20 protein-coding genes are annotated in these 23,891 nt (G+C 73.2%); 5 read left to right on the top strand and 15 right to left on the bottom strand.

Annotated elements, in window-relative coordinates:
• The first annotated feature begins 308 nt into the window (after nt 1–308).
• Entirely contained in the window at nt 309–1,280 is a 972-nt protein-coding gene (locus tag OG553_RS20230) for an acyl-CoA desaturase (protein ID WP_405980337.1), read from the top strand.
• Nucleotides 1,277–1,951, top strand: coding sequence for a TetR/AcrR family transcriptional regulator (locus OG553_RS20225; protein WP_351826256.1), 675 nt, complete (start codon nt 1,277–1,279; stop codon nt 1,949–1,951). The genes OG553_RS20230 and OG553_RS20225 overlap by 4 nt, the downstream gene beginning before the upstream one ends.
• A gap of 112 nt (nt 1,952–2,063) precedes the next feature.
• On the opposite strand, the gene OG553_RS20220 is transcribed toward OG553_RS20225, so the two are convergent.
• Together OG553_RS20220 and OG553_RS20215 are read right to left on the bottom strand one after the other, a co-directional pair.
• Complete coding sequence (locus OG553_RS20220) at nt 2,064–2,429, bottom strand: VOC family protein (RefSeq protein ID WP_405983085.1); 366 nt, start codon at nt 2,427–2,429, stop codon at nt 2,064–2,066.
• Nucleotides 2,430–2,431: 2 nt separating this feature from the next.
• A complete protein-coding gene (locus OG553_RS20215; protein ID WP_405980336.1) occupies nt 2,432–3,289 on the bottom strand; it encodes a trans-aconitate 2-methyltransferase in 858 nt (285 codons plus the stop codon).
• Nucleotides 3,290–3,435: 146 nt separating this feature from the next.
• Between OG553_RS20215 and OG553_RS20210 the strand changes: the two genes are divergently transcribed.
• On the top strand, nt 3,436–3,933 hold the full coding sequence (locus OG553_RS20210) for a MarR family winged helix-turn-helix transcriptional regulator (RefSeq protein WP_125603002.1): 498 nt from the start codon (nt 3,436–3,438) through the stop codon (nt 3,931–3,933).
• Here OG553_RS20210 and OG553_RS20205 read toward each other — a convergent pair.
• The 13 genes from OG553_RS20205 to rsmI all read right to left on the bottom strand — a co-directional run bounded on the left by OG553_RS20205 (nt 3,892) and on the right by rsmI (nt 20,210).
• Nucleotides 3,892–4,662 (bottom strand): LuxR C-terminal-related transcriptional regulator, encoded by a 771-nt coding sequence (locus tag OG553_RS20205; RefSeq protein ID WP_405980335.1) that lies wholly within the window; start codon nt 4,660–4,662, stop codon nt 3,892–3,894. The genes OG553_RS20210 and OG553_RS20205 overlap by 42 nt on opposite strands.
• Before the next feature lie 491 nt (nt 4,663–5,153).
• Complete coding sequence (gene galE / locus OG553_RS20200; RefSeq protein WP_405980334.1) at nt 5,154–6,113, bottom strand: UDP-glucose 4-epimerase GalE; 960 nt, start codon at nt 6,111–6,113, stop codon at nt 5,154–5,156.
• 182 nt (nt 6,114–6,295) lie between these two features.
• Nucleotides 6,296–7,015 (bottom strand): response regulator transcription factor, encoded by a 720-nt coding sequence (locus tag OG553_RS20195; RefSeq protein WP_405983084.1) that lies wholly within the window; start codon nt 7,013–7,015, stop codon nt 6,296–6,298.
• A gap of 133 nt (nt 7,016–7,148) precedes the next feature.
• Entirely contained in the window at nt 7,149–8,816 is a 1,668-nt protein-coding gene (locus OG553_RS20190; RefSeq protein ID WP_405980333.1) for a PQQ-binding-like beta-propeller repeat protein, read from the bottom strand.
• Between the two features lie 41 nt (nt 8,817–8,857).
• Complete coding sequence (locus OG553_RS20185) at nt 8,858–10,513, bottom strand: PQQ-binding-like beta-propeller repeat protein (RefSeq protein ID WP_405980332.1); 1,656 nt, start codon at nt 10,511–10,513, stop codon at nt 8,858–8,860.
• A 188-nt stretch (nt 10,514–10,701) separates the two neighbouring features.
• Complete coding sequence (locus tag OG553_RS20180; RefSeq protein ID WP_405980331.1) at nt 10,702–12,501, bottom strand: ABC-F family ATP-binding cassette domain-containing protein; 1,800 nt, start codon at nt 12,499–12,501, stop codon at nt 10,702–10,704.
• 28 nt (nt 12,502–12,529) lie between these two features.
• Nucleotides 12,530–13,876, bottom strand: coding sequence for an acyltransferase family protein (locus tag OG553_RS20175; RefSeq protein WP_405980330.1), 1,347 nt, complete (start codon nt 13,874–13,876; stop codon nt 12,530–12,532).
• 320 nt (nt 13,877–14,196) lie between these two features.
• On the bottom strand, nt 14,197–15,102 hold the full coding sequence (locus tag OG553_RS20170) for a 4-(cytidine 5'-diphospho)-2-C-methyl-D-erythritol kinase (protein ID WP_405980329.1): 906 nt from the start codon (nt 15,100–15,102) through the stop codon (nt 14,197–14,199).
• The gene (gene rsmA / locus OG553_RS20165) at nt 15,099–16,010 is read right to left on the bottom strand and encodes a 16S rRNA (adenine(1518)-N(6)/adenine(1519)-N(6))-dimethyltransferase RsmA (RefSeq protein WP_405980328.1); all 912 of its coding nucleotides are present in this window, start codon (nt 16,008–16,010) and stop codon (nt 15,099–15,101) included. Before rsmA ends, OG553_RS20170 begins: the two co-directional genes overlap by 4 nt.
• Nucleotides 16,007–17,518 carry a ubiquitin-like domain-containing protein gene (locus tag OG553_RS20160; RefSeq protein ID WP_405980327.1) on the bottom strand — a complete coding sequence of 504 codons (1,512 nt, stop codon included), beginning with the start codon at nt 17,516–17,518 and terminating at the stop codon, nt 16,007–16,009. Before OG553_RS20160 ends, rsmA begins: the two co-directional genes overlap by 4 nt.
• 146 nt (nt 17,519–17,664) lie before the next feature.
• The gene (locus OG553_RS20155; RefSeq protein WP_405980326.1) at nt 17,665–18,573 is read right to left on the bottom strand and encodes a TatD family hydrolase; all 909 of its coding nucleotides are present in this window, start codon (nt 18,571–18,573) and stop codon (nt 17,665–17,667) included.
• An 88-nt stretch (nt 18,574–18,661) separates the two neighbouring features.
• Complete coding sequence (locus tag OG553_RS20150; RefSeq protein ID WP_405980325.1) at nt 18,662–19,153, bottom strand: hypothetical protein; 492 nt, start codon at nt 19,151–19,153, stop codon at nt 18,662–18,664.
• Between the two features lie 160 nt (nt 19,154–19,313).
• Nucleotides 19,314–20,210, bottom strand: coding sequence for a 16S rRNA (cytidine(1402)-2'-O)-methyltransferase (rsmI, locus tag OG553_RS20145; protein WP_405980324.1), 897 nt, complete (start codon nt 20,208–20,210; stop codon nt 19,314–19,316).
• A gap of 67 nt (nt 20,211–20,277) precedes the next feature.
• Between rsmI and OG553_RS20140 the strand changes: the two genes are divergently transcribed.
• Nucleotides 20,278–22,044, top strand: coding sequence for a dolichyl-phosphate-mannose--protein mannosyltransferase (locus OG553_RS20140; protein ID WP_405980323.1), 1,767 nt, complete (start codon nt 20,278–20,280; stop codon nt 22,042–22,044).
• Between the two features lie 79 nt (nt 22,045–22,123).
• Complete coding sequence (locus OG553_RS20135) at nt 22,124–23,779, top strand: penicillin-binding transpeptidase domain-containing protein (RefSeq protein WP_405980322.1); 1,656 nt, start codon at nt 22,124–22,126, stop codon at nt 23,777–23,779.
• The last annotated feature ends 112 nt before the right edge of the window (nt 23,780–23,891 follow it).

Raw genomic sequence — 23,891 nt, 5'->3', positions numbered from 1 at the left:
TCACAGGTGCGGCTCCTTGCAGTGTTCGAGCGCTACTGGGCTGTGGGCTCCCGGGGGTGCGCGGCCGTGCCGGTCGTGCTGCGCAGCCCGGGCTGCCCGTGCGGACCGCGCTGTCCGACGACACCAGGATAGGTGGCCTGCCCCTGTGCCCCGGCAGAGCGCCCGCTCTTTGGACTCGGTTCGCGCGGGTGGCGTCGTCATGTTGCCGCGGGGGCCGTCTTTGCCATACTTACGATGCCGTAGGTTACGGATCCGTAGGTCCGTGGCCCGGTGCCTGCCGGCTTCTCACCCCCCAGGGGAACCCCACCATGACCATCAGTCCCGAACTGATCGAGGACTCCTCGGCGCCTTCGGCGCCCTCCGCGACGCGCGGTGGTGAGCAGAAGCGCTCCGTGGAGCAGATCGCGCTGCTGCTGTTCATCACCGTGCCGTTCCTGGCTCTGCTGGCGGCGGTGCCGCTGGCCTGGGGCTGGGGGGTGACCTGGCTGGACCTCGGCCTGATGGTGTTCATGTACTTCCTGGCCTGCCACGGGATCACCATCGGCTTCCACCGCTACTTCACGCACGGTTCCTTCAAGGCGAAGCGGCCGCTGCGGATCGCGCTGGCGGTCATGGGGTCGATGGCGGTGGAGGGGCCGCTGGTGCGGTGGGTGGCCGACCACCGCAAGCACCACAAGTACTCCGACCACGAGGGCGACCCGCATTCGCCGTGGCGGTTCGGGGAGACGCTGCCGGCGCTGGTGAAGGGCCTGTGGTGGGCGCACATCGGCTGGCTGTTCGACGAGGAGCAGACCGACCAGCAGAAGTACGCCCCGGACCTGGTCAAGGACCCGGCGATCCGGCGGATCAGCCGTGACTTCGTGTTCTGGACGATGCTGTCGCTGGCGATCCCGCCCCTGGTGGGCGGTCTGGTGACGATGTCCTGGTGGGGCGCGTTCACGGCGTTCTTCTGGGGTTCGCTGGTGCGCGTGGCGCTGCTGCACCACGTGACGTGGTCGATCAACTCGATCTGTCACGCGGTGGGCAAGCGGCCGTTCAAGTCGCGGGACCGCAGCGGCAACGTGTGGTGGCTGGCGGTGCTGTCGTGCGGTGAGTCCTGGCACAACCTGCACCACGCGGACCCGACGTCGGCGCGGCACGGGGTGCTGCGCGGCCAGGTGGATTCGAGTGCGCGGCTGATCCGCTGGTTCGAGCTGCTCGGATGGGCCTCCGACGTGCGCTGGCCGTCCGAGGCGAGGATCGACGCCCGGCGCAGGGACAAGACGCCGAACGCGGCATGATGGGGGACGTGGCGATCGACGGCAGCAGTTCCAGCAGCGACAAGCCCAGGCGAGGCCGCCGGGTCCGGATGACGGGCGCCGAACGGCGCCAGCAACTGCTGGACATCGGCCGCACCCTGTTCGCGGAGAAGGGCTTCGAGGGCACTTCGGTGGAGGAGATCGCGGCGAAGGCCGGGGTGTCCAAGCCGGTGGTGTACGAGCACTTCGGCGGCAAGGAGGGCCTGTACGCGGTGGTCGTGGACCGCGAGATGCGCCAGCTGCTGGACGGGGTGACGGGCGCGCTGACGGCCGGGCACCCGCGGGAGCTGCTGGAGCAGGCGGCGTTCGCGCTGCTGGACTACATCGAGAACTACACGGACGGCTTCCGGATCCTGGTGCGGGATTCGCCGGTGGCGCAGTCGACGGGCACCTTCGCCTCGCTGATCAGTGACATCGCCACGCAGGTGGAGGACATCCTGGGGCTGGAGTTCAAGGCCCGCGGCTTCGATCCGAAGCTGGCGCCGCTGTACGCGCAGGCGCTGGTCGGGATGGTGGCGCTGACGGGCCAGTGGTGGCTGGAGACTCGGCGTCCGAAGAAGGCGGAGGTGGCGGCGCACCTGGTGAACCTGGCCTGGCACGGGCTGGAGAACCTGGAGGCGCGGCCGCGGCTGGTGGGCCACCGCAAGAGCTGAGGCCGTACGGGTACGGCTACAGGTACGGACGCGGACGCGGACGCGACGGCGCCCCGTCACCGGAGGTCCCGGTGGCGGGGCGCCGTCGCGTCGTGCGGGGGCCGCCGGTCCGTCAGCCGGCCAGGGGCTCCAGGAATTCGAGCCGGTTGCCGACGGGGTCGTGGGAGTAGAAGCGCCGGTGGCCCGGCAGGTTGTCGTCCCAGACGACGTCGGCGCCGCGTTCGCGGAGTCTGTCCGCGTACGCCTCGATGCCGGTCACCCGCAGCCCGGGGTGCGCCTTGCGGGCCGGCCTGAAGTCCTCTTCCACGCCCAGGTGCAGCTGCACGCCTCCGGCGGTGAACCAGCAGCCCCCGCGCGCGGCGAGGACGGGCGGTTTGGAGATCTCCCGCATGCCCAGGACGTCTTGGTAGTAGGCGCGCAGTTTGTCCTCCGATCCGGGCGGCGCGGCGAGTTGGACGTGGTCGACTGCGGTCAGCACGGTCATGCCTCCTTGTGGGCGATGGCGAAGATGCGGCGGAACGGGAAGACGGTGCCGCGCGGGCCCGGCGGGTAGGCGGCGCGCAGGGCCTCGCGGTATTCGGCGAGGAAGGCGTCGACGGCCTCGCGGTCGTCGCCGAGGGCGGTGAGGACGGGCCGCAGGGCGGTGCCCTTGACCCAGTCGAGGACGGGGTCGGCGCCCTGGAGGAGCTGGGAGTAGGTGGTCTCCCAGACGTCGACGGCGCAGCCGAGCTCGGTGAAGCGGGCCAGGTACTCGGCGGGTTCGAGGATGTGGATGTAGCGGGCGCCGTGTCCGGCGAGGCGGTCGCGCCAGCGCGGCGTGTCGCACAGTTCGGCGAGGAGCCGGTGGCTGGGGGCGGTGAAGTTGCCGGGGATCTGGAAGGCGAAGGTGCCGCCGGGGCGCAGGCCGTTGACCCAGGCGGCGAAGGAGCCGGGGTGGCTGGGCACCCACTGCAGGGCCGCGTTGGAGACGATCAGGTCGTACGTCTCCTCGGGCATCCAGTCGGCGAGGTCGGCGTGGCGGAAGTCGAGGTGTCCGCCGCCGGGGGTGGGGCCGGCGTGCTCGGCGGTGGCGCGCTGGAGCATCTGCGGGGAGAGGTCGAAGCCGGTGATGCGGGCGTCGGGCCAGCGCTCGGCGAGGAGCGCGGTGACGTTGCCGGGGCCGCAGCCCAGGTCGGCGATGCGGGCGGGGGCGGTGGGGAGCTCGGGTATGCGGTTCATCAGGTCGAGGAACGGGCGCGTGCGGTGGCCGGCGTGGCGGAGGTACTGCTGGGGGTCCCAGACGGGTGCGGAGCCGTCCATCGTGTGGTGGCGCACGGCCGGCGCGATGTCGGAATGCATGTTCGAGCCTCCCTACTGGTGGGGCGGTCGGAAGCGGAAGCTGTTCCGGCCACCTCCATGCCCCATGCTCGGCCAGACTATATCTCGATGTCAAGATTCTCGGTTTCAAGAGACTTCATGTCGACAGACCCCGTACACTGATCGGCATGGAGGACGAGGTCGACCGACTGGTCGCGGCATGGCGGCGAGAGCGCCCTGACCTCGACGTGGAACCGCTCGAAGTGCTCAGCCGCGTCAGCCGGCTGGCGCGCCACCTCGACCGGGCCCGCAGGCTCGCCTTCTCCGAGCACGGCCTGGAGCCGTGGGAGTTCGACGTCCTGACCTCGCTGCGGCGCGCGGGCGCGCCCTACCAGCTCTCCCCCGGACAGCTGCTGACGCAGACGCTCGTCACCTCCGGCACCATGACCAACCGCATCGACCGGCTCGCCAAGAAGGGCCTCGTCGAGCGGCTGCCCGACCCCAGCGACCGGCGCGGGGTGCTGGTACGGCTGACGCCCGAGGGGCGCGACCGTGCCGACCAGTCCCTGGCGGGACTGCTGGCCCAGGAACGCGCGATCCTGGCCCAGCTCTCCACGACGCAGCGGGGCGAGCTCGCCGGGCTGCTACGCCAGTTGACCGCTCCGTTCGACAACATCCCCGGCTAGCTCCGCGGGACGCACGCCGGCCCGCCGGGCCAGTGCCACGGCGGCCAGGGTGGAGTGCACCCCGAGCTTGCCCAGCACGTTCTGCATGTGCGTGCGGACGGTGTGCGGGGACAGGAACAGCCGCGCGGCCACGTCCTTGCGGCCCAGCCCCGCCACCATGCAGCGCAGTACCTCGTGCTCGCGCGGGGTGAGGGACTCCACGAGCCGCTCGCTGTCCGTACGGTGCTTGCGGGCGGCGGTCAGCTCCCGCAGCACCCCGGTGAGCAGCGCGGGCGGCAGGTGGGTCTCCTCGCGCAGCACCCCTCGGATGACGGCCAGCAGCCGGGAGAGCGAGCAGTCCTTCGCCACCCATCCCGAGGCCCCGGCCTGCAGGGCGAGCGCGGCCCGGCGCGGGTCGTCGCGTTCGGCCAGGACCACGGTGTGCACCCCGGGGTGCGCCACCCGTACGCCCGCGACCAGGGCGATCCCGTCGGCCGGCGGCGGGCCGGAGCCCGCCTCCCGCTGGCCGGGCACGGCTCCCGGGGCGGCCGCGCCGGTGCCGAGGTCGGCGTCGACGAGCAGCACGTCGTAGCGGCGGCCTTCCGCCACCGCGCGGTCCAGGCAGCGCGAGGCCGCGGGACCGCTGCCGGCCGCGGACACGTCCACGTCCGGCTCGGCCGCGAGCGCGGCTGCCAGAGATTCGGCGAAGATGCGGTGGCCGTCGACCACCAGGACCCGGATACGAACCACAAAACCCCCAAGGGTCGGGGAACGGACGACTACGGGTACGGCGTCCGGCCGGGTGCCCACAGGCCCCGCGGCCGCCGCCGCGACATCTGTGCACTACCCCGGACCGGACGCCGTACCCGGCGTGTCTCGACCCCTGAATCAACACCGGCCCCCACCGGTGTCACGCATCAGCGTAGAGCGGGCGGGCTCCCGCGGTTGGCCGAATAGCAGAAGTTTTTCGAGCGATTTTCCGGTGGGACGGTCCGCAACGGCCTTCGTGGTGGCTTGTTTTCAACCCTCGGGGCGGCCCTGGAGGCGGAATTCCGACCGGCGTGTGCCCCGGGCAGTTGCACGGGGGGCATTTCACCCGGCGTACGCACGCTGGGCGCCCGCGCGCGGCGCCTGCCCGCCGCGCCCGGCCCTCACGCGCGCGCCCCCCGCACCGTCGGGTGCGGGGGGCGCGCGGGAAGGCTCCGGCGGGGCCGGACGGGGGCCGGGAGTGGCCCGGGAGGTCAGGAACGGCGCTCGCGGGCGAAGTTCCAGGCGTCCGTCACGATGTTGGTGAGGTCCGAGCGGGTCGGGGTCCAGCCGAGGCGCTCGTGCGCCGTGCGCGCGGAGGCGACGAGGACCGCCGGGTCCCCGGCCCGGCGCGGGGCGACGACCTCGGGGATCTCCCGGCCGGTGACCTTGCGGACCGTCTCGATGACCTCGCGGACCGAGAAGCCGCTGCCGTTGCCGAGGTTGCACACCAGGTGCTCGCCCTCGGCGGCGACGCGCAGCGCGGACAGGTGGGCGTCCGCGAGGTCGGCGACGTGGATGTAGTCGCGGACGCAGGTGCCGTCGGGGGTCGGGTAGTCGTCGCCGAACACCGAGATGGACTCGCGCTGGCCGAGGGCGACCTGGAGCACCAGCGGGATCAGGTGCGTCTCGGGGTCGTGGCGCTCGCCGAACTCGCGGTAGGCGCCGGCCACGTTGAAGTAGCGCAGCGAGACGGCGGCGAGGCCGTGCGCCGCGCACTCCCCCGCGATCATGTGGTCGACGGCCAGCTTCGAGGCGCCGTACGGGTTGGTCGGCGCGGTCACCGAGGTCTCCGTCAGGGCCCCTTCGGCCGGCTCGCCGTAGGTGGCGGCGGTGGAGGAGAAGACGAGCCGGCGCACCCCGGCCTCCCGCATCGCGGTCAGCAGGGCGAGGGTGCCGCCGACGTTGTTGTCCCAGTACTTGCCGGGGTTCACCACGGACTCGCCGACCTGCGAGGAGGCCGCGAAGTGCAGCACCGCGTCGTAGGAGGAGTCGAGGTGGTCGGCGGCGTCCTGGATCCGGCCGTCGATCAGGGTGGCGCCGGCGGGGACGCCCTCGGCGAAGCCCGTGGAGAGGTTGTCGAGGATGGTCACCTCGTGTCCGGCCTCCAGCAGATGGGCGGCCACGACGCTGCCCACGTATCCGGCACCGCCGGTGACCAGGTACTTGCTCACTCGCACTCCTACCTCTCGCGCAGGCACGCGGATGCGCGTGCTCTGGTGACTGGCTTACCGGATTCCGCGCTTCCGGGGAAATCGCGTCGGGAATCGCGGCCGTCCGGGCACCGTACCCGCACGCCCCGCGGCGGCCCCCACGGGCCCGCCTCCGGCGGCCGGGGGCTGCTCGACCGGGCGGTTCAGCCCGCGGACGGCCCGTCCCCGGGCCCCTGCCCCTGCGGCCGCTGCAGCGCGGGCAGCACCGCCCGGTCGAGCAGCCCGGTGCGCGCGGCCAGCGCGGCGGCCTCCAGCCGTGACCCCACGCCGAGCTTCATCAGTACCCGCTGCACATGCGTACGGGCCGTGCTCGGGGCGATGGCCATGCCGGCCGCGATCAGCCGGGTGTCCTCGCCCTCCGCGACCCGGACCAGCACCTCGACCTCCCGGGGCGTCAGCAGCCGCAACAGCCGGCTGCCCTCGTCGTCGGGCTGCGCCGTCGGGTTCAGCAGCTCCGCGAAGGCCCCCTGGAGCAGTTGCGGGGCGATGGCGACCTCTCCCGCCCGGGCCTTGGCCAGGGCCCGCTCGACGCCCTCGATGCGCTCGTCCTGGCGTACGTACCCGGAGGCGCCGGCGGCGAAGGCCGCCGCTATCCCGCGCGGGCTCGGCACGGGGCCCAGTACCACCACGGCGATCTGCGGGCGCTCCCGCTTGATCCGCACCACCGGCTCGAAGACCCCGGGCTCGGCCGGGGCGGCGGTGCCGAACAGGCACACCTCCGGGGCGCGGCCGATGACCAGTTCGGCGGCCCCGGCCGCCGGCGCGGCCGCCGCGAGCACGCGGTGCCCGCGCAGCTTCAGGGCCGAGGCGAGCGCCTCGGCCAGCAGACGGTGCTCGTCGACCACCATGACCCGTACGCCCATCAAGGCTCCCACCCCAGATCCTTCTGACCCGGCAAGCTACACGCTTGTTCGACGGGGCGTGCCGGTTACCGCGCGAAAGCCCCCGATCGGTGGGGACCGTCCGGGGGCTCTCGGCGTCGGGGAAAAGCGGGCGTCAGCTCGCCGTGAAGGAGACGAAGAGGAACTCGGGGTCGGACTTCTCCGAGTACGGCTTGCGCACCGTGGTGCGGGAGATGAACAGGCGCCCGTTGTGGTAGCGGAACTCCGAGTGGTCCATCGAGAACGCGGTCTCCAGGCGCTGGCTGGCCTTGTCCACCGGGTTCTGCATCAGCAGGGTTTCCTTCATCGTCTTGCCGTCGATGCTGACGATCTGGCCGCCGCCGTCGTACGGGGGCACCTTGTAGGCGATGATGTTCGACCCGTCCATGCGCAGCGGGTACATGGTGTACTTCTCGCCCGCGTCGGCGCGGTCACTGGTGGCCTTGCCGGTCTCCAGGTCGAAGGAGACGATCTCGTTGGTGCGGCCGACGGAGGCCGAGCCCTGGTGCTCGTACGTCGGCAGGTAGACCTTGCCGTTGCCGACGACCATCTTCGTGCACTGCTCGACCTCGGTGGCCGGGCACTTGGGGGCGTAGCTGCCGCCGGCGAGGCCGATGCGCGTCTTGAGCTGGCCCGCGTCGTCGAGGACGAACAGGTCGCTGACGTTGGTGGCGTTCTTGGCGGTGTTGCCGACGTTGGCGGCGATGATGAGCGGCTTGGCGGAGATGATGCCGGCCCACTCGATGCCCGCGGACAGCTTGTACTGGTACTTCGGCGCGCCGGTGGCCGGGTCGAGGGCCTGCGCGTAGAGGGTCGGGCTGGAGCCGCGGCCGCACTTGCGCAGGACGGCGAGGGCCTCGCCGCCGGCGTAGCCCATGTCGTAGCAGCCCTCGCCGTCGGTCTTGGGGGTCCACAGGGACTTGCCGTCGGTGAGGTTCCAGGCGGCGCCGCCGTAGAGGCCGCCCGCGGCGACGGTCTGGCCGCTGATGGTGACCTCGTTGAAGGCGACCGGCTTGTCGCCGCCGGTGGCGGACTTGGCGTTGGCGGACCAGAGGAGCTTTCCGGTGTTCAGGTCGATGACGCCGACCTGGGTGCACTGGGGGTACTTCTTCTCGTTGGTCGCCATGCCCTCCTCGAAGAGGATGGCGGTCTTGTTGTCGCTGATGTGCTTGGTGGCGCCGCAGACGTTGGCGGGGAGCGGCAGCTCCCACTTCTTGCCGCCGTCGACGAGGTTGTAGCCGACGACCTTCGCCACGTCGGACTTGACGTAGGTGTTGTCGGTCAGCCAGGAGCCGTCGACGGAGACCACGTCGGCCGGGGCCGGGCTGGGGACGTTGACGAGCGACTTCGACTTGGGGTTGGACGGGACCTTCTCGCTGCCGGGGGTGCCGGCGGGGGCCTTGTCGCCGTCGGGGGAGCCGCTCGCGCCGCTCGCGGTGGGCTGCCCGGAGCCGCCGTCGTCGCCGGAGACGTACCAGAAGCCGCCGCCGATGATCAGCGCCATGGCCAGGACGGCCGCGCCGACGATCGCCAGCTGGTTGCGCTTGTCGTTGCCGCCGCCGCCCGCGGGGGCGGCGTACGGGGCCTGCGCGGGCGCCTGGACCGTGCTCGGCTGCTGCGGGTAGCCGTAGCCGGGCTGCGCCTGGGGCTGCGGGTAGCCGTATCCGGCCTGCGGGGACGGGACGGTGGGCGGCTGGGCCGGGGGCTGCGGGGGGCCGGGCGGCGGCGTGGGACCGCCGAACCCGCCCGAGGGCGGCTGGCTGGGGGGCGGCGGGGTACTCATCGCTTGCTACTGCCTCTCGGTGGGACGCTCGGTGGGCTCGTTCACTTGCCGAAGACCATCAGGACCCGCTCCTCCGCGTTGTTGCCGGTCAGCCTGGTGCGGGAGGTGAAGTACCGGCCGTCCTCGAAGGCCCGCACCTGGAAGGTCACCATGGAGCTCTCGACGTTCGCGGAGGGGCCCGACGGCATGCGCAGCAGCGTCTTGGGCGCGCCGCCCGCGGCCGCCATGGAGACGATCTCGCCGGGTTCGCGCAGGGCGCCGGCGCGGTAGGCGATGAGCTGGCCGCCGCCCGCCTTGACCGGGTACCAGTTGCTCTTGCCGCCGGCCTTCTGGCGCCACTTGGCCTTGCCGGTGGCCAGGTCGAAGGCGACGACCTCGTTGTCGGTGCCCTGGGTCGTGGTCGTGGGCAGGTAGAGGGTGTCGCCGTCGACGACGGTGTTGCCGCAGCCCTGGATGTTGTCGGACCGGTCGGCGTTGCAGTTGGTCTCGAAGGAACCCTCGGCGGACATGCTGGCGCGCTTCTTGCCGTCGGGCGTCAGGGAGATGATGGCCCGCTTGCTGGTGTCCGCGTTGTTGAGGTCCTTGTTGCTGATGTCGAGGACGATCGGCGAGACGGACAGCACGCTCCTGACGCGGAAGCCCTTGGGGAGCCGGTAGGCCCAGGTCTTCTTGCCGGTGACCGGGTCGGCGTCCTGGATCTCGACGGTCTTGTCCTCGTCCATGCACAGGGCGATGCCGAGGAGCTTGCCGTTGCCGGCGGCGTACTGGCCGGCCTGGCAGCCCTCGGGGGCGGCGCCGGAGAAGAGCTTGTCGCCGGTGGCGAGCTTGTGGACGGTGGCGGTGGCCATCCGGTTGACGACGAAGACGTCGCCGGTGACGGCCATGGAGACGGTGCTGCCGCCGTCGAAGAGGTTCTCCTTGGCGAGCTCCTTGGTCCATCCCTCCTTGCCGGCCTTCAGGTCGAAGAGCTTCATCTGGTTGCAGGTGGCGTTGGAGCCCTCGCCGTCCTTGACGGCGAGCACGGTCTTGCCGTCGGCGGTGGTCTGGTCGGACCAGCCGCAGATCTCCGTCTTGAAGTCGACCTTCCACTTCTCCTTGCCGTCGGTGACGGCGTAGGCGATGACGGACTTGCCGACGGTCTTGACGACGGAGTCGCCGACCACCCACATCGCCGGGGAGGGGATGCCCGTGTCGCCTTCGGCCAGCAGTTTGGCCGTCTTGAGCCACAGCACCTTGTCCTCGCCGGGCTTGCGGCCCGCGTTGAGGTCGGTCTGCTCGCCCATGCCGTTGCCGCTGCCGTCGCCCTTGTCCACGGACGGGGAGCCGGACGGCTTGGGGTCGGCGGGCGCCGAACCCTGCGCGGCGGGCTTCTTGGACCCGTCGTCCTTCAGGAAGGCGAACCAGGCGCCGGTGCCCAGTACGAGGACACCCGCGACGGCCGCCGCGACGACGACGGCGCCCTTGCGCCGCCCGCCCCGTCCGCCGGGCGCCGGCGGGCCCACCAGCGTGCCCGGCCCGGCCGGCGGGTAGGCGTACCCGCCCTGCGGGACGGCGTGCTGCGGCACCGTCGGCGGCTGCTGCGCGTACGGGTTGGAGCCCTGCGGCGGGTAGCCGTAGCCCTGCTGCGGCGGTCCGGGCAGGTGCCCGTAACCGGAAGGGGACGGCGGCTGGTTCGGCGGCTGGGGCGGCTCGGTCATCAGCGCATACCTTCGGGTTCGGGCGGTGTGGGGCGGTCCGGGAGATCGAAAAGAACCGACCCTTTGTATCACTCGTGGCCGGTACGCACCGGGCCGGTCGCACCCCTGTTCCCAAGGGAGGACCGGCCCGTGACACGGCCGTTATCGCCCGGCCGGCGCATTCCGGGGCCCTCTCGGGCCCCCTGGACTCAGGCCTCTTCGGCCAGTTCCAGCCAGCGCATCTCCAAGTCGTCGCGCTCGGAGATCAGTTCCCGCAGCTCCGCGTCGAGCTTGGCGACCTTGTCGTAGTCGGTGGAGTGCTCGGCGATCTGCGCGTGCAGGTTCGTCTCGCGGTCCGACATCTTGTTGAGCTGCCGCTCGATCTTCTGGAGCTCCTTCTTCGCGGCCCGCGAGTCGCCCGAGGACGTCGACTTGGCGGCGGCGGCCGGGGCCGGCGCCGGGGCGGCGGCCTCGATCATCCGCTGCCGGCGCTCCAGGTACTCGTCCAGGCCGCGCGGCAGCATCCGCAGGCTCGCGTCGCCGAGCAGCGCCATCACCGTGTCGGTGGTGCGCTCGATGAAGAACCGGTCGTGGGAGATCACGATCATGGAGCCGGGCCAGCCGTCGAGGAGGTCCTCCAGCTGGGTGAGGGTCTCGATGTCGAGGTCGTTGGTGGGCTCGTCGAGGAAGAGGACGTTGGGCTCGTCCATCAGCAGGCGCAGGATCTGCAGCCGGCGCCGCTCACCGCCGGAGAGGTCGCCGACCGGCGTCCACTGCTTCTCCTTGGTGAACCCGAACTGCTCGCACAGCTGGCCCGCCGTCATCTCGCGGCCCTTGCCGAGGTCGACGCGGTCGCGGACGCGCTGGACGGCCTCCAGGACGCGCAGCGACGGGTCGAGCTCGCCGACCTCCTGGGAGAGGTAGGCCAGGCGGACGGTCTTGCCGACGGTGACGGAGCCCTCGGCGGGCTGCGCCTCGCCCTGGGTGCGGGCGGCCTCGGCGAGGGCCCGCAGCAGGGAGGTCTTGCCGGCGCCGTTGACGCCGACGAGGCCGACGCGGTCGCCGGGGCCCAGGTGCCAGGTGAGGTGCTTGAGCAGGGTCTTGGGCCCGGCCTGGACGGTGACGTTCTCCAGGTCGAAGACGGTCTTGCCGAGGCGGGCGTTGGCGAAGCGCATCAGCTCCGACTTGTCGCGCGGCTCCGGCACGTCGGCGATCAGCTCGTTGGCGGCCTCGATGCGGTAGCGGGGCTTGGAGGTCCGGGCGGGGGCGCCGCGGCGCAGCCAGGCCAGCTCCTTGCGCATCAGGTTCTGCCGCTTGACCTCTTCGGTGGCGGCGATCCGCTCGCGCTCGGCGCGGGCGAAGACGTAGTCGCTGTAGCCGCCCTCGTACTCGAAGACGTCACCGCGCTGCACGTCCCACATGCGGGTGCAGACCTGGTCGAGGAACCAGCGGTCGTGGGTCACGCAGACGAGGGCGGAGCGGCGGGTCTGGAGGTGGCTCGCCAGCCAGGAGATGCCCTCGACGTCGAGGTGGTTCGTCGGCTCGTCGAGGACGAGGAGGTCCTGGTCGGCGATGAGCAGCTTGGCGAGGGCGATGCGGCGGCGCTCGCCGCCGGACAGCGGGCCGATGACGGTGTCCAGGCCCTGGCCGAAGCCGGGCAGGTCCAGGCCGCCGAAGAGACCGGTGAGGACGTCGCGGATCTTGGCGTTGCCGGCCCACTCGTGGTCGGCCATGTCGCCGATGATCTCGTGCCGGATGGTCGCGGCCGGGTCGAGGGAGTCGTGCTGGGTGAGCACGCCCATCCGCAGGCCGCCGTTCTGGGTGACGCGCCCGGAGTCGGGCTCCTCCAGCTTGGCGAGCATCCGGATCAGGGTGGTCTTGCCGTCGCCGTTGCGGCCGACGACGCCGATCCGGTCTCCCTCGGACACGCCGAGGGAGATGCCGTCGAGCAGGGTACGGGTGCCGTACACCTTGCTGACTGCCTCGACATTGACCAGATTGACGGCCATCAGACGCGCTCCAGGGAAAGGGTGTGGATCAGCCCCTCAGCCTAACCCTCCGCGCCGACGCGGAACGTTCCACCAGCCAGGCGCCCCCCACTGCCATGCCGATGGCGGCGGGAGCGGTCACCGGGAAGGCGATCAGGACGGCGGTGTGGCCCTCCAGGAGCCCGCCGAGGCCGGTCGTGGACAGGCCGAGGATCCCCAGCAGGCACAGGGTGGTGCCCAGTGCGGCGGCGGGTCCGCTGCCCGGGGCTCCCGCCGCGGCCGGGGCCGGGGCGGCGGGCCCCCGCCGGGGCGCCTCGAAGCGGCGGAAGCAGGCCACGAGCGCGGCGGTGAGGGCGGCGGCGAGCAGGATCCGCGGCGGTACCTGCGCCCACCAGGCGGCGGTGGCCGGTTCGGGCAGCGCCAGGCCGGCGGCGAGCTGGGCGGCGTACACGGCGAGCATGGCGGTGAGGTGCCACAGGAAGGCGGTCATGGCGACGCCGTTGGCGGCGACGACCCCGCGCCACACCCGCGGCCGGGCCAGCCAGGCCGTCGCCGGCCGGGCGAGCAGCTGGACGGCGCCGACCAGCCACATGCCGTGGCAGAGCAGGGCGAGGGTGGGCGGGGCCATGTTGGAGACCTTCTCCCCCGGCATCCCGACCATGGACAGCGGGTACGGTCCGGCCGCCACCAGCAGTACGGCTCCGGCGAGCCCGGCGGCGCCGAGGAGCGCGGGACGGGTGATGCGGCCGTCGGCGCGCAGGAAGCCGAGCTGGTGCACGGCGAGCCAGACGAAGGCGAAGTTCAGGAACTCCGCGTAGGGCACGCCGAGCGCGAAGCGCAGTACGTCGACCAGGGCCGCGGCGCCGGCCAGGGCGGCGAAGGCGCCCCAGCCCCAGCGGGCGTGCAGCCGCAGCAGCGGCGGGGTGAGGGCGACCATCGCCAGGTAGATCCCGATGAACCAGAGCGGCTGCGTGACCATCCGCAGCGCGGCACCGGCCAGCCGGCCGCCGTCCGCCCCGGCGAGCTGCACGAGCAGCGCGAGCGCCGCCCAGACGAGGACGAAGACCAGGGTGGGCCGCAGCAGCCGCTGGAGGCGGGCGCGCAGGAAGGCCGCGTAGACGGGCCGGCCCCCGGCGCGGCGTTCCAGCGAGCGGTACGACAGGGCGTGCGAGAACCCTCCGACGAAGAAGAACACCGGCATGACCTGGAGCCCCCAGGTCAGCACCTGGAGCGGGGGCACCAGCGCGAGCAGGTTCCCTATGCCGTCGGTGCTGACGGCGGCCATCAGCCAGTGCCCGCACACGACGGTGGCGAGCGAGGCCACCCGGAGCAGGTCCACGTACCGGTCGCGGGAGGCAGGGGTGGCGGCGGCCATGGCGCGTGCGCTGACTGTCATGCCCACTACGGTCGCGGGCGCGCCCGGTGCGGCGACAGGGCGCGGGTACTCATCCCGCGCCTAGGTAGCCGGCGCACGGGCCGGGCCGGAGCCCTTCCCACGCCGGGCCGCCGCCCGCGGCCCGGGAGACGCCCGCGGCGCAGGAGACGGCCGCAGCGCAGGAGACGGCGGGGCCTCAGAAGACGGCAGGGCCTCAGGAGACAGCAGGGCCTCCGGAGACGGCCGCGCCTCGGAAGGCGCCCGGGCCTCAGGAGACGGGCGTGGCCTCAGGAGACAGCAGGGCCTCCGAAGACGGCCGCGCCTCGGAAGGCGCCCGGGCCTCAGGAGACGGGCGTGGCCCCCGCTGCCGGGGAGGAGGTGACCCGGGTGGCGCGGCAGGTGCCGGAGGCCTCCAGCGCGGCGGCGACCTTCGCGGCGGACTCCGCGTCCCGGACCAGGAAGGCCGTCGTCGGCCCCGACCCGGACACCAGCCCGGCCAGCGCCCCCGCGCCGGCGCCCGCCGCGAGGGTGTCCGCCAGCCCCGGGCGCAGCGACAGCGCGGCGGCCTGGAGGCCGTTCGACCCGGGCAGTACGGCGGCCAGCGCGTCGGCGTCACCGGAGGCGAGGGCCGCGAGCAGCGCCGGGGAGGCCTCGGGCGCGGGCACGTCCGTACCGGCGGTCAGCCGGTCGAACTCGCGGAACACGGCCGGGGTGGACAGGCCGCCCTCGGCGACCGCGAACACCCAGTGGAACCGTCCGGCGTCCACCGGGGTCAGCAGCTCGCCGCGGCCGGTGCCGAGCGCGGCACCGCCCACCAGGCTGAAGGGGACGTCGCTGCCCAGCTCCGCGCAGATGGCCAGGAGCTCCTCGCGCGGGGTGTCCAGCTTCCACAGCAGGTCGCACGCCAGCAGGGCGCCCGCCCCGTCGGCACTGCCGCCCGCCATGCCGCCGGCCACGGGGATGTTCTTGGCGATGTGGAGGTGGACGGCCGGCTCGATGCCGGCCCGGGCCGCGAGCAGCTCGGCGGCGCGGGCCGCGAGGTTGCCGCGGTCGAGCGGCACCTGGTCGGAGTCGGGGCCCTCGCAGCTCACCGTCAGCGCGTCGGCCGGGGTCGCGGTGACCTCGTCGAACAGGGAGACGGCCAGGAAGACGTTGGCGAGGTCGTGGAAGCCGTCGGGGCGGGCGGCGCCCACCGCCAGCTGGACGTTGACCTTCGCGGGGACGCGTACCGTCACGCCCGCGCTCACAGCGCGGGCCTCGGGGCGACGGGCTTGTGCTCGGCGATCGCCGCGAACTCCTCGACCGTCAGGGACTCGCCGCGCGCCAGCGGGGAGATGCCCGCGGCGGTCAGCGCCTGCTCGGCGGCGGCGGCCGAACCGGCCCAGCCGGCGAGCGCGGCGCGCAGGCCCTTGCGGCGCTGCGCGAACGCGGCGTCGACGACCGCGAAGACCTCGGCCTTGGAGGCGGTGGTCTTCACCGGCTCGGAGCGGCGCACGAGGGAGACGAGTCCGGAGTCGACGTTCGGCGCGGGCCAGAAGACGTTGCGGCCGATGGCCCCGGCGCGCTTGACGTCCGCGTACCAGGCGGCCTTGACCGAGGGCACCCCGTACACCTTGTTGCCGGGGCGGGCGGCGAGCCGGTCCGCGACCTCGGACTGCACCATGACGAGGGTCCGCTCGATGCTCGGGAAGCGGTCGAGCATCGTGAGCAGGACCGGCACGGCCACGTTGTAGGGGAGGTTCGCGACGAGCGCGGTCGGCGCCGGGCCGGGCAGCTCGGTGACGAGCATCGCGTCGGAGTGGACCAGCGCGAAGCGGTCCTTCTTGTGCGGCATCCGCGCCTCGATGGTGGCGGGCAGCGCGGCGGCGAGGAGGTCGTCGATCTCGACGGCGGTCACCCGGTCGGCGGCCTCCAGCAGGGCGAGCGTCAGCGAGCCGAGGCCCGGTCCGACCTCCACGACCACGTCGTCCGGACGCACCTCGGCGGTGCGCACGATCCGGCGCACCGTGTTGGCGTCGATGACGAAGTTCTGGCCCTTCTGCTTCGTCGGGCGGACGCCGAGGACGGCGGCCAGCTCTCGGATGTCGGCCGGCCCGAGGAGGGCGTCGGAAGGGACCTCGGGGGTCTCGTGGGGCTGCTGCTCTGCGGTGCTCACCGCTCAAGCCTACGGCCGCAGTGCGGCCACGGACTCGCCCCCCGCTGCACGTAGAGCTTCTTCGCCCGGTACGTCTGCTCCGAGGCGGGCGCGTCCTGCGGGCGGCCGCTGCCGCCGAGGGCCTGCCAGGTGTTCACGTCGAACTGGTAGAGGCCGCCGTAGGTGCCGGACGGGTCGGTGGCGGAGGGGCGGCCGCCGGACTCGCACCGGGCGAGCGCGGCCCAGTCGAGGCCGTCGGCGCCGGCGACGGAGGTGGGCAGCGGCTTCGTGCCGACCAGGACGCGCTGGCTGACGGGCTCCCGGACGACCTCCTCGGCGATCTTCCGGGGCTGCTGGCGGACCCCGTTGACGGTGCGCAGGGCGTACGTGACCCGGCGCGCCCCGGGGCGGCCGACGCGCTCGACGACCTCGGTGCCGGCGAAGAGCCCGGAGTCCTCGACGCGTTCGGTCTCGTACGGGATGCGTTCCTCGCGGACCTCGCGGGTGCCGGTGATGCGCAGCACAGTGACGGTCTGGCCGTCGCGGGGGAAGGAGTCCGGGGGGACGGAGGTGGTGTCCTGGCCCTGGAGGGTGATGCCGGCCTGGTCGAGGGCTTCCTTGACGGTGGCGGCGTTGGTGCGGATGGTGCGTTCGCGGCCGTCCGCCATGAAGGTGACGCCGCGTTCGGTGCGCACGCCCAGGGTGAGGCCGGAGCGGGGGACGGTGGCGGTGCGGGGGGTGGAGAGGAAGGCGCCCTCGACGCGGACGCCGAGCTGGCGCAGGGCGCCGTCGACGGTGCGGGCCGTGGTCCACACCTGGCGGGTGGTGCCGTCGAGGGTGAGGCGCAGGGGGCGGCCGTAGCGGACGACGATCTGCTGCCCGTCGTCGAGGTCGGAGCCGGGGGCGGGGGCGACGAGGTCGTGGGGGCCGACGCCGAGGCCTTCGGCTTGGAGGAGTTCGTCGACGCTGCCGGCGAAGGTGTGGAGGGTGCGGGGCACTCCGTCGACGGTGAGCCGGACGGCCTTGTCGGCGGCGACGAAGGCGGTGGTGCCTCCGGCCAGGAAGGCGACGACGAGGGCCTGCGGGACGATGCGCCGCCAGCTGTCCCGGGCGGGCGCGGCGGCCCGGCCTGCCGGGGCCGGGGCGGGGACGGAGCGCCTGCGCCGGCCGGACCCGGCGGCGGTGGCGGTGCCGGGCGGCCGGCCGGGGGCGGGGTCGGCGCCGGGGGCCGGCGGGGGTGGCGGGGGCGGGGGTTCCGCGGTGGTGGTGCCGCCGCGGCGGCGGCCGCCGGCGGGGGCGGCCGCGCGGCGGCGGGCGGCCCGGCGGCCCTCGCCGCGGGGGGCGGGGACCTGCGGCTCGGGGGCGGGGGCGGGGGCGCCGTACGGGTCCTCGTACGGGCCGTCGTGCGGGTCCTCGTACGCGGCCGCCTCGTACGCCGCCTCGTACGCCGTCGCCTCGTACGGGCCGGGGTGGCCGGGGGCGGTGTCCGGCCAGGAGGCACGGCGGTGACTGCCCTGCGTTTCGCTCACGTCGCTCGCTCCACTGGTCCGGCCCCCGGCTGCTCGGGCACGGCACCCTAGCGGCAGGGGGCGTCACGCACCAAAGCCGTTCGACTACCCAGCGTGTCGGGCGAACGGCTGCGCGAAGGACGCGGTGGAGCGGGGCCGACGGCGGATCAGTAGTCGAAGGCGCGGGCCGTGTTGGTGGCGAGGGCGGTGGCCATGGCGTCCTCGTCGATGCCGCGCACCGCGGCCATGGCCCGGACCGTCAGCGGAATGAGGTACGGGGCGTTCGGCCGTCCGCGGTAGGGCGCCGGGGTGAGGTACGGGGCGTCGGTCTCCACCAGCACCAGTTCCAGCGGGGCCACCGCGAGTGCCTCGCGCAGCGGCGCGGCGTTCTTGAAGGTGACGGTCCCGGCGAAGGACATGTAGTAGCCGGCGGCGGCGCACTCGCGGGCCATCTCGGCGTCGCCGGAGTAGCAGTGGAAGACCGTGCGCTCGGGGGCGCCCTCCTCGCGCAGCACGCGCAGGACGTCGGCGTGGGCGTCGCGGTCGTGGATGACGAGGGCCTTGCCCTGCCGCTTGGCGATCTCGATGTGGGCCCGGAAGGAACGCTCCTGCGCGGCCATCCCCTCGGGGCCGGTGCGGAAGTGGTCGAGGCCGGTCTCGCCGACCGCCTTGACGTGGTCCAGCGCGGCCAGCGCCTCGATCTCGGCGAGCGCGTCGTCGAGCGCGCCCTGGCCGCCGCCGGGCCGCGCCCCCTGGCGGGACCAGCCGTCGGGGTCCCCGTGGACGATGCGGGGTGCCTCGTTCGGGTGGAGGGCGACGGCGGCGTGGACGTTGGCGTACGCGGCCGCGGTCTCGGCGGCCCAGCGCGAGCCCTTCACGTCGCAGCCCACCTGGACCACGGTGGTCACGCCCACGGACGCGGCCTTCGCCAAGCCCTCCTCGACGGTGCCGGACTGCATGTCGAGGTGGGTGTGCGAGTCGGCCACCGCCACCCGGAGCGGCTCGGGCAGCGGGGGCGGGACGTCCTTCGACGCGGCCTTGGCGGCGGCGGCCGGGGAGGAGGGGCTGGGGCTCATGAGCCGATCTTATGACCGCCGCCCGCGAACGCTCCTGCGACCGCTCCTGCGACGACGGCCATGCCTGGGCCTGGGCCTGGGCCTGCGCCTACGACCGCCGGAAGAACGCGCGCAGGCGGGAGAGCAGGCCGCGGCGCCGCTCGGACGCGTCCACCGCCACCGGTCCGGGCGAGTCGTGCGAGGGGACCCGGCGCTGCTTCGGCGGGCGCGGGGCGTTCTCGCCGGCCGGTACCGGTCCGGCGATCCCCGGGGCGATGCGGTGGTGGTAGAGCCGGTCGATCGTGCCGAGCACCGTGGAGACCTGGCCCGCGCGCATGATCCGTACGACGTGTCCGCCGCAGTTGAGACAGGTCGGGTTCGACAGCGGGGAGGGGACCCGCTCGCCGTTCACCGTGTACATGATGAACGGCTCGCCCTTGCCGTCGACGTGGTGCTCTATCGCGTACGCCTGCTCCCACCCGTAGCCGCACTTCATGCACGCGAACGAGTAGGCCTCGTGCACGGTCTGCACGCCGGAGGTGGGAACAGGGGCCGGCCCCGCGGCCGTGACGGGTACCGGGGTGTCTGCGATCTCACTCATGCCAGCTCCTCTTGTTCCACTGGTGCCATTGCCAGTGGACGCCTCTTCGGGCGGGAGCGCATCAGGCCCTGTCCAGTAATGGACGGTCCTTGGCCGAGTCATGCCCAAAGGGGCCGGTGCGCGGTCTGAGCTTTGCTTTTCAGGTTATCCCTTTACCGTCTTACGGCATCTTTTGTGTCGCATTCTTTGCCGCGACCACCGCGTCGAAGACCTCGCGCTTGGGTACTCCCGCCTCCGCCGCGACGGCCGCGATGGCCTCCTTGCGGCGCTCGCCGGCCTCCTCGCGCACGCGCACGCGGCGCACGAGCTCCTCGTCGTCCACGTCGCCGGGCGCGGCCGCGGGCGCACCCTCGACCACGATGGTGATCTCGCCGCGCACGCCCTCGGCCGCCCACGCCGCGAGGTCGCCGAGTCCGCCGCGCTTGACCTCCTCGTACGTCTTGGTCAGCTCGCGGCACACGGCGGCCCGCCGGCCGGCGCCGAACACCTCGGCCATGGCCGCCAGGGTGTCGTCCAGCCGGTGCGGGGCCTCGAAGTAGACGAGGGTGCGCCGCTCGCCCTCCACCTCCCGGAGCTTGCCCAGGCGCTCGCCCGCCTTGCGCGGCAGGAAGCCCTCGAAGCAGAAGCGGTCCACGGGCAGCCCGGACAGGGCGAGCGCGGTGAGCACGGCGGACGGGCCGGGCACGGCCGTGACCTTGATGTCCTTCTCGACGGCGGCGGCCACGAGCCGGTAGCCGGGGTCGGAGACCGACGGCATCCCGGCGTCGGTCACCAGCAGCACCCGCCGGCCGGCCTCCAGGGCCTCGACGAGCTCCGGGGTGCGGGCGGACTCGTTGCCCTCGAAGTACGACAGGACGCGCCCGGTGGTGTGCACGCCGAGGCCCTGCGTGAGCCGGCGCAGCCGCCGGGTGTCCTCGGCGGCGATCACGTCGGCGCGCTCCAGCTCGGCCGCGAGCCGGGGCGGGGCGTCGGCGAGATCGCCGATGGGGGTCCCGGCGAGGACGAGTACGCCGTGGGAGGAAGGGGCTTCGGCACCGCGGGGCTGGTCAGCTGTCACCGGCTCATCCTCTCATTGGGGCTCGTGGGGGCTGGGGCTCCACAGGGGCGTTCCCTACGATGATCCGGTGACCAGTACCGCGACGCCGCCGCCCAGCCCCGCGGGGGCCCCGCCCGTCCGGCCGGGCGGAGGCGACTCCGACTACGAGCCGCCCGTGTGGCTGCGCCGCCTGCGCGGATTCGGCTACGCGCCGGCCGCGCCGGTGACCGACGTCCGCACCCGCCTCGTGCCCCCGTACGCACGGCCGTCCGCGCAGCTGTGGACGGCGCTCGGGATCCCCGAGCCGGCCCGGCGGACCTGGCAGCGGGTGATGGCCTGGGCGGGTCCGCTGCTGATCACCCTGGTGGCGGGGGTGCTGCGGTTCACGCACCTGGGCAGCCCCAAGGCGGTGATATTCGACGAGACGTACTACGCCAAGGACGCGTGGGCCACCGTCAAGCAGGGCTACGAAGCCAGCTGGCCCAAGGATGTCGACAAGTCGATCCTGGCGAATCCCGACGCGGTACCGCTCCCCCTGGACCCCGGCTACGTCGTGCACCCGCCCGTCGGCAAATGGGTGATCGGCCTCGGCGAGTGGATGTTCGGCTTCACCCCCTTCGGCTGGCGGTTCATGACGGCGGTGCTCGGCACCCTGTCCGTGCTGCTGGTGTGCCGCATCGGCCGGCGGCTGCTGCGCTCCACCTTCCTCGGCTGCCTGGCGGGCGCGCTGCTGGCGGTCGACGGACTGCACCTGGTGATGAGCCGGACCGCACTGCTCGACCTGGTGCTGATGTTCTTCGTCCTGGCCGCGTTCGGGGCACTGGTCGTCGACCGGGACAAGGCGCGCGCCAGACTCGCCGCCGTCCTGCCCGTCGACGAGGAGGGCCGCGCCCGCCCCGACGTCACGGTCGCCGAGACGCTGCGGCTGGGCTGGCGCCCGTACCGGCTGCTGGCCGGCGTCTGCCTGGGCCTGGCCTTCGGCACCAAGTGGAACGGCCTCGTGGTCCTGGCCTTCTTCGGGATCCTCACCGTCCTGTGGGACGCGGCCGCGCGCCGCACCGCCGGCGCGGGCGCCCCGTACGCGGCGATGCTGCGCCGCGACGCGCTGCCCGGCTTCCTGTCGACGGTGCCGGTGGCGATCGCCGTGTACGTGGCCTCCTGGACGGGGTGGATCCTCAGCCCGGACAACGGCAAGGGCGCCTACTTCCGCGACTGGGCCGCCAAGAACGACCAGAACAGCGCCCTGTCCTTCCTCCCCGAGTGGCTGCGCAGCCTGTGGCACTACGAGACGGAGGTCTACAAGTTCCACGTGGGCCTGACCTCCGGCCACACCTACGAGTCGAACCCGTGGAGCTGGCTGGTCCTGGGCCGGCCCGTCTCCTACTTCTACGAGTCCCCCGCGCCCGGCACCGACGGCTGCCCGGCGTCCGAGGCCGGCAAGTGCGCGCGAGAGGTGCTGGCCCTCGGTACGCCGCTGCTGTGGTGGGCGGGCTGCTTCGCGCTGCTGTACGTGCTGTGGCGGTGGTTCTTCCGCCGGGACTGGCGGGCGGGCGCGATCGCCTGCGCGCTGGGCGCCGGCCTGCTGCCCTGGTTCAACTACCAGGAGCGGACCATCTTCTACTTCTACGCGGTGGTCTTCGTCCCGTACCTGTGCCTGGCGGTGGCGATGATGGTGGGCGCCCTGCTGGGCCCGGCGGGCTCCTCGGAGCGGCGGCGCGCGGTGGGCGCGATCGGCGCGGGCGTCCTCGTCCTCCTGATCATCTGGAACTTCATCTATTTCTGGCCGGTCTACACCGGCCAGACCCTGCCCATGGACTCGTGGCGTGGCCGGATGTGGCTGGACACCTGGATCTGAGCCGTTACCGAGAGGTAAAGTCCCCTCACAGGTTCTTTGAACATGTTCAGAGAACGGGGGCTCCTGGGGAGGGGACGCAGTGAACGGGGCGGCGAAGGGTGCCATCGTCGGCGGGGTGTTCCTCGCGATGGTCGGCGGCACCGCGTACGGGGTGTACGCGCTGGTCGGGGACGCCGGCGACGGCGGCGGCACGGGCAGCGGCAGCGGCAGTACGGCGAACAGCGCGGCGCCCGCCGCCAAGGGCAGCGGGCCGGTCACGGAGAAGGAGGCGGCCGCCACCGCGAAGGCCTTCCTCGCCGCGTGGGCGGCAGGCGACGCCGCCACCGCCGCCGGGCTGACCAACAACACACAGGCCGCGCAGACCGCGGTGGCCGACTACCGCGCCGCGGCGATGGTCTCCAAGGCCGTCATCACCCCCGGCGCGACGGAGGGCACCTCGGTGCCGTTCAAGGTCGAGGCCGAGATCAGCCACGCGGGCACCACCAAGCCCCTCGCCTACGACTCCCGCCTGACCGTCGTACGCGGCGTCGAGAGCGGCAAGCCGCTCGTCGACTGGCAGCCCTCGGTGATCCACCCGCAGCTCCAGACCGGCGAGAAGCTCCGCGCGGGCACCCCGGCGAGCCCGCCGGTCAAGGCCGTCGACCGCAACGGCAAGGAGCTGACGCCCGAGCAGTACCCGTCACTGCGCCCGGTGCTCGACTCGCTGCGCAAGACGTACGGGGAGAAGACCGGCGGCACGCCCGGCGTCGAGCTGTGGATCGAACCGGCGGCCCAGGACGCACCGAAGCGGAGCCTGCTGACGCTGGTGGAGGGCAAGCCGGGGCAGATCCGGACCGTGCTCGACGCCGACGTGCAGGCGGCGGCCGAGCGGGCCGTCGCACAGTACGCGGAGGCCTCCGTGGTCGCCGTCCAGCCCAGCACCGGCGACATCCTGGCGGTGGCCAACCACCGCAGGGACGGCTTCAACGCGGCGATGCAGGGCCGGCGCGCCCCCGGCTCGACGATGAAGATCGTGACGGCGGCCATGCTGCTGGAGAAGGGCCTGGTGGCGGCCGACCGCCCGGCTGACTGCCCGCAGACCGTCTCGTGGGAGGGCAAGGCCTTCCACAACGTGAACAACTTCTCGCTGAAGGGCCAGCCCTTCTCGACCAGCTTCGCCAAGTCCTGCAACACGGCCTTCATAGGCCTGATCGACGAGGTGCACGACAACGGCGCGCTGCCGAGGGTCGCCAAGGAGGCCTTCGGGATCGGGCTGGACTGGAAGACCGGCATCCCGTCCCAGGACGGCAGCGTGCCGGTGACCTCCGGTCCGGCGGCGGCCGCGGAGTACATCGGCCAGGGCGCGATCCAGATGAACCCGCTGAACATCGCGTCGATCACGGCGACCGCCCGGACCGGGGTGTTCCGGCAGCCGGTGCTGGTGAAGGCCTCGCTGGACGGCCGCGCCCTGGCAGCCGCCCCGCGCTCGCTGGCGCCCGGTGTGTCGGCGCAGCTGGTGAAGATGATGAAGCAGGCCGCCGGCCCCGGCGGCACGGCGGCGGGCGCCATGTCCTCCGTGGGCGGCTCCGACAAGGGCGCGAAGACCGGCTCGGCGGAGGTCGACGGCGCGGCGGCCCCGGACAGCTGGTTCACGGGCTTCCACGGCGACGTGGCGGCGGCCGCGATGGTCGAGGGCGGCGGCCACGGCGGCGACACGGCGGGCCCCATAGTCGCCACGGTCCTGAACGCCTCCTGACGGAGGCGGGTAGGGGGGCGCTGCCCGCCCCCGGCTCCGGCCCGCCACCCGGACCGGACGGGACGGGGTGAGGGCTACCGGCCGGGTCCGACCAGAAGGCACAACCACCGGG

It is taken from the genome of Streptomyces sp. NBC_00158 (genome assembly GCF_045160885.1).
In the GTDB taxonomy this organism is placed as follows: domain Bacteria; phylum Actinomycetota; class Actinomycetes; order Streptomycetales; family Streptomycetaceae; genus Streptomyces.
This window is presented reverse-complemented; position numbering and strand designations above follow the sequence as displayed.

What these genes read in the sequence shown, in the direction of transcription:
- OG553_RS20185 (WP_405980332.1), bottom strand. Translation starts at nt 10,513, where the DNA reads ATGACCGAGCCGCCCCAGCCGCCGAACCAGCCGCCGTCCCCTTCCGGT.
- OG553_RS20215 (WP_405980336.1), bottom strand. Translation starts at nt 3,289, where the DNA reads ATGCATTCCGACATCGCGCCGGCCGTGCGCCACCACACGATGGACGGC.
- OG553_RS20190 (WP_405980333.1), bottom strand. Translation starts at nt 8,816, where the DNA reads ATGAGTACCCCGCCGCCCCCCAGCCAGCCGCCCTCGGGCGGGTTCGGC.
- OG553_RS20150 (WP_405980325.1), bottom strand. Translation starts at nt 19,153, where the DNA reads ATGAGTGAGATCGCAGACACCCCGGTACCCGTCACGGCCGCGGGGCCG.
- OG553_RS20175 (WP_405980330.1), bottom strand. Translation starts at nt 13,876, where the DNA reads ATGACAGTCAGCGCACGCGCCATGGCCGCCGCCACCCCTGCCTCCCGC.
- OG553_RS20155 (WP_405980326.1), bottom strand. Translation starts at nt 18,573, where the DNA reads ATGAGCCCCAGCCCCTCCTCCCCGGCCGCCGCCGCCAAGGCCGCGTCG.
- OG553_RS20195 (WP_405983084.1), bottom strand. Translation starts at nt 7,015, where the DNA reads ATGGGCGTACGGGTCATGGTGGTCGACGAGCACCGTCTGCTGGCCGAG.
- OG553_RS20230 (WP_405980337.1), top strand. Translation starts at nt 309, where the DNA reads ATGACCATCAGTCCCGAACTGATCGAGGACTCCTCGGCGCCTTCGGCG.
- OG553_RS20225 (WP_351826256.1), top strand. Translation starts at nt 1,277, where the DNA reads ATGATGGGGGACGTGGCGATCGACGGCAGCAGTTCCAGCAGCGACAAG.
- OG553_RS20180 (WP_405980331.1), bottom strand. Translation starts at nt 12,501, where the DNA reads ATGGCCGTCAATCTGGTCAATGTCGAGGCAGTCAGCAAGGTGTACGGC.
- OG553_RS20210 (WP_125603002.1), top strand. Translation starts at nt 3,436, where the DNA reads ATGGAGGACGAGGTCGACCGACTGGTCGCGGCATGGCGGCGAGAGCGC.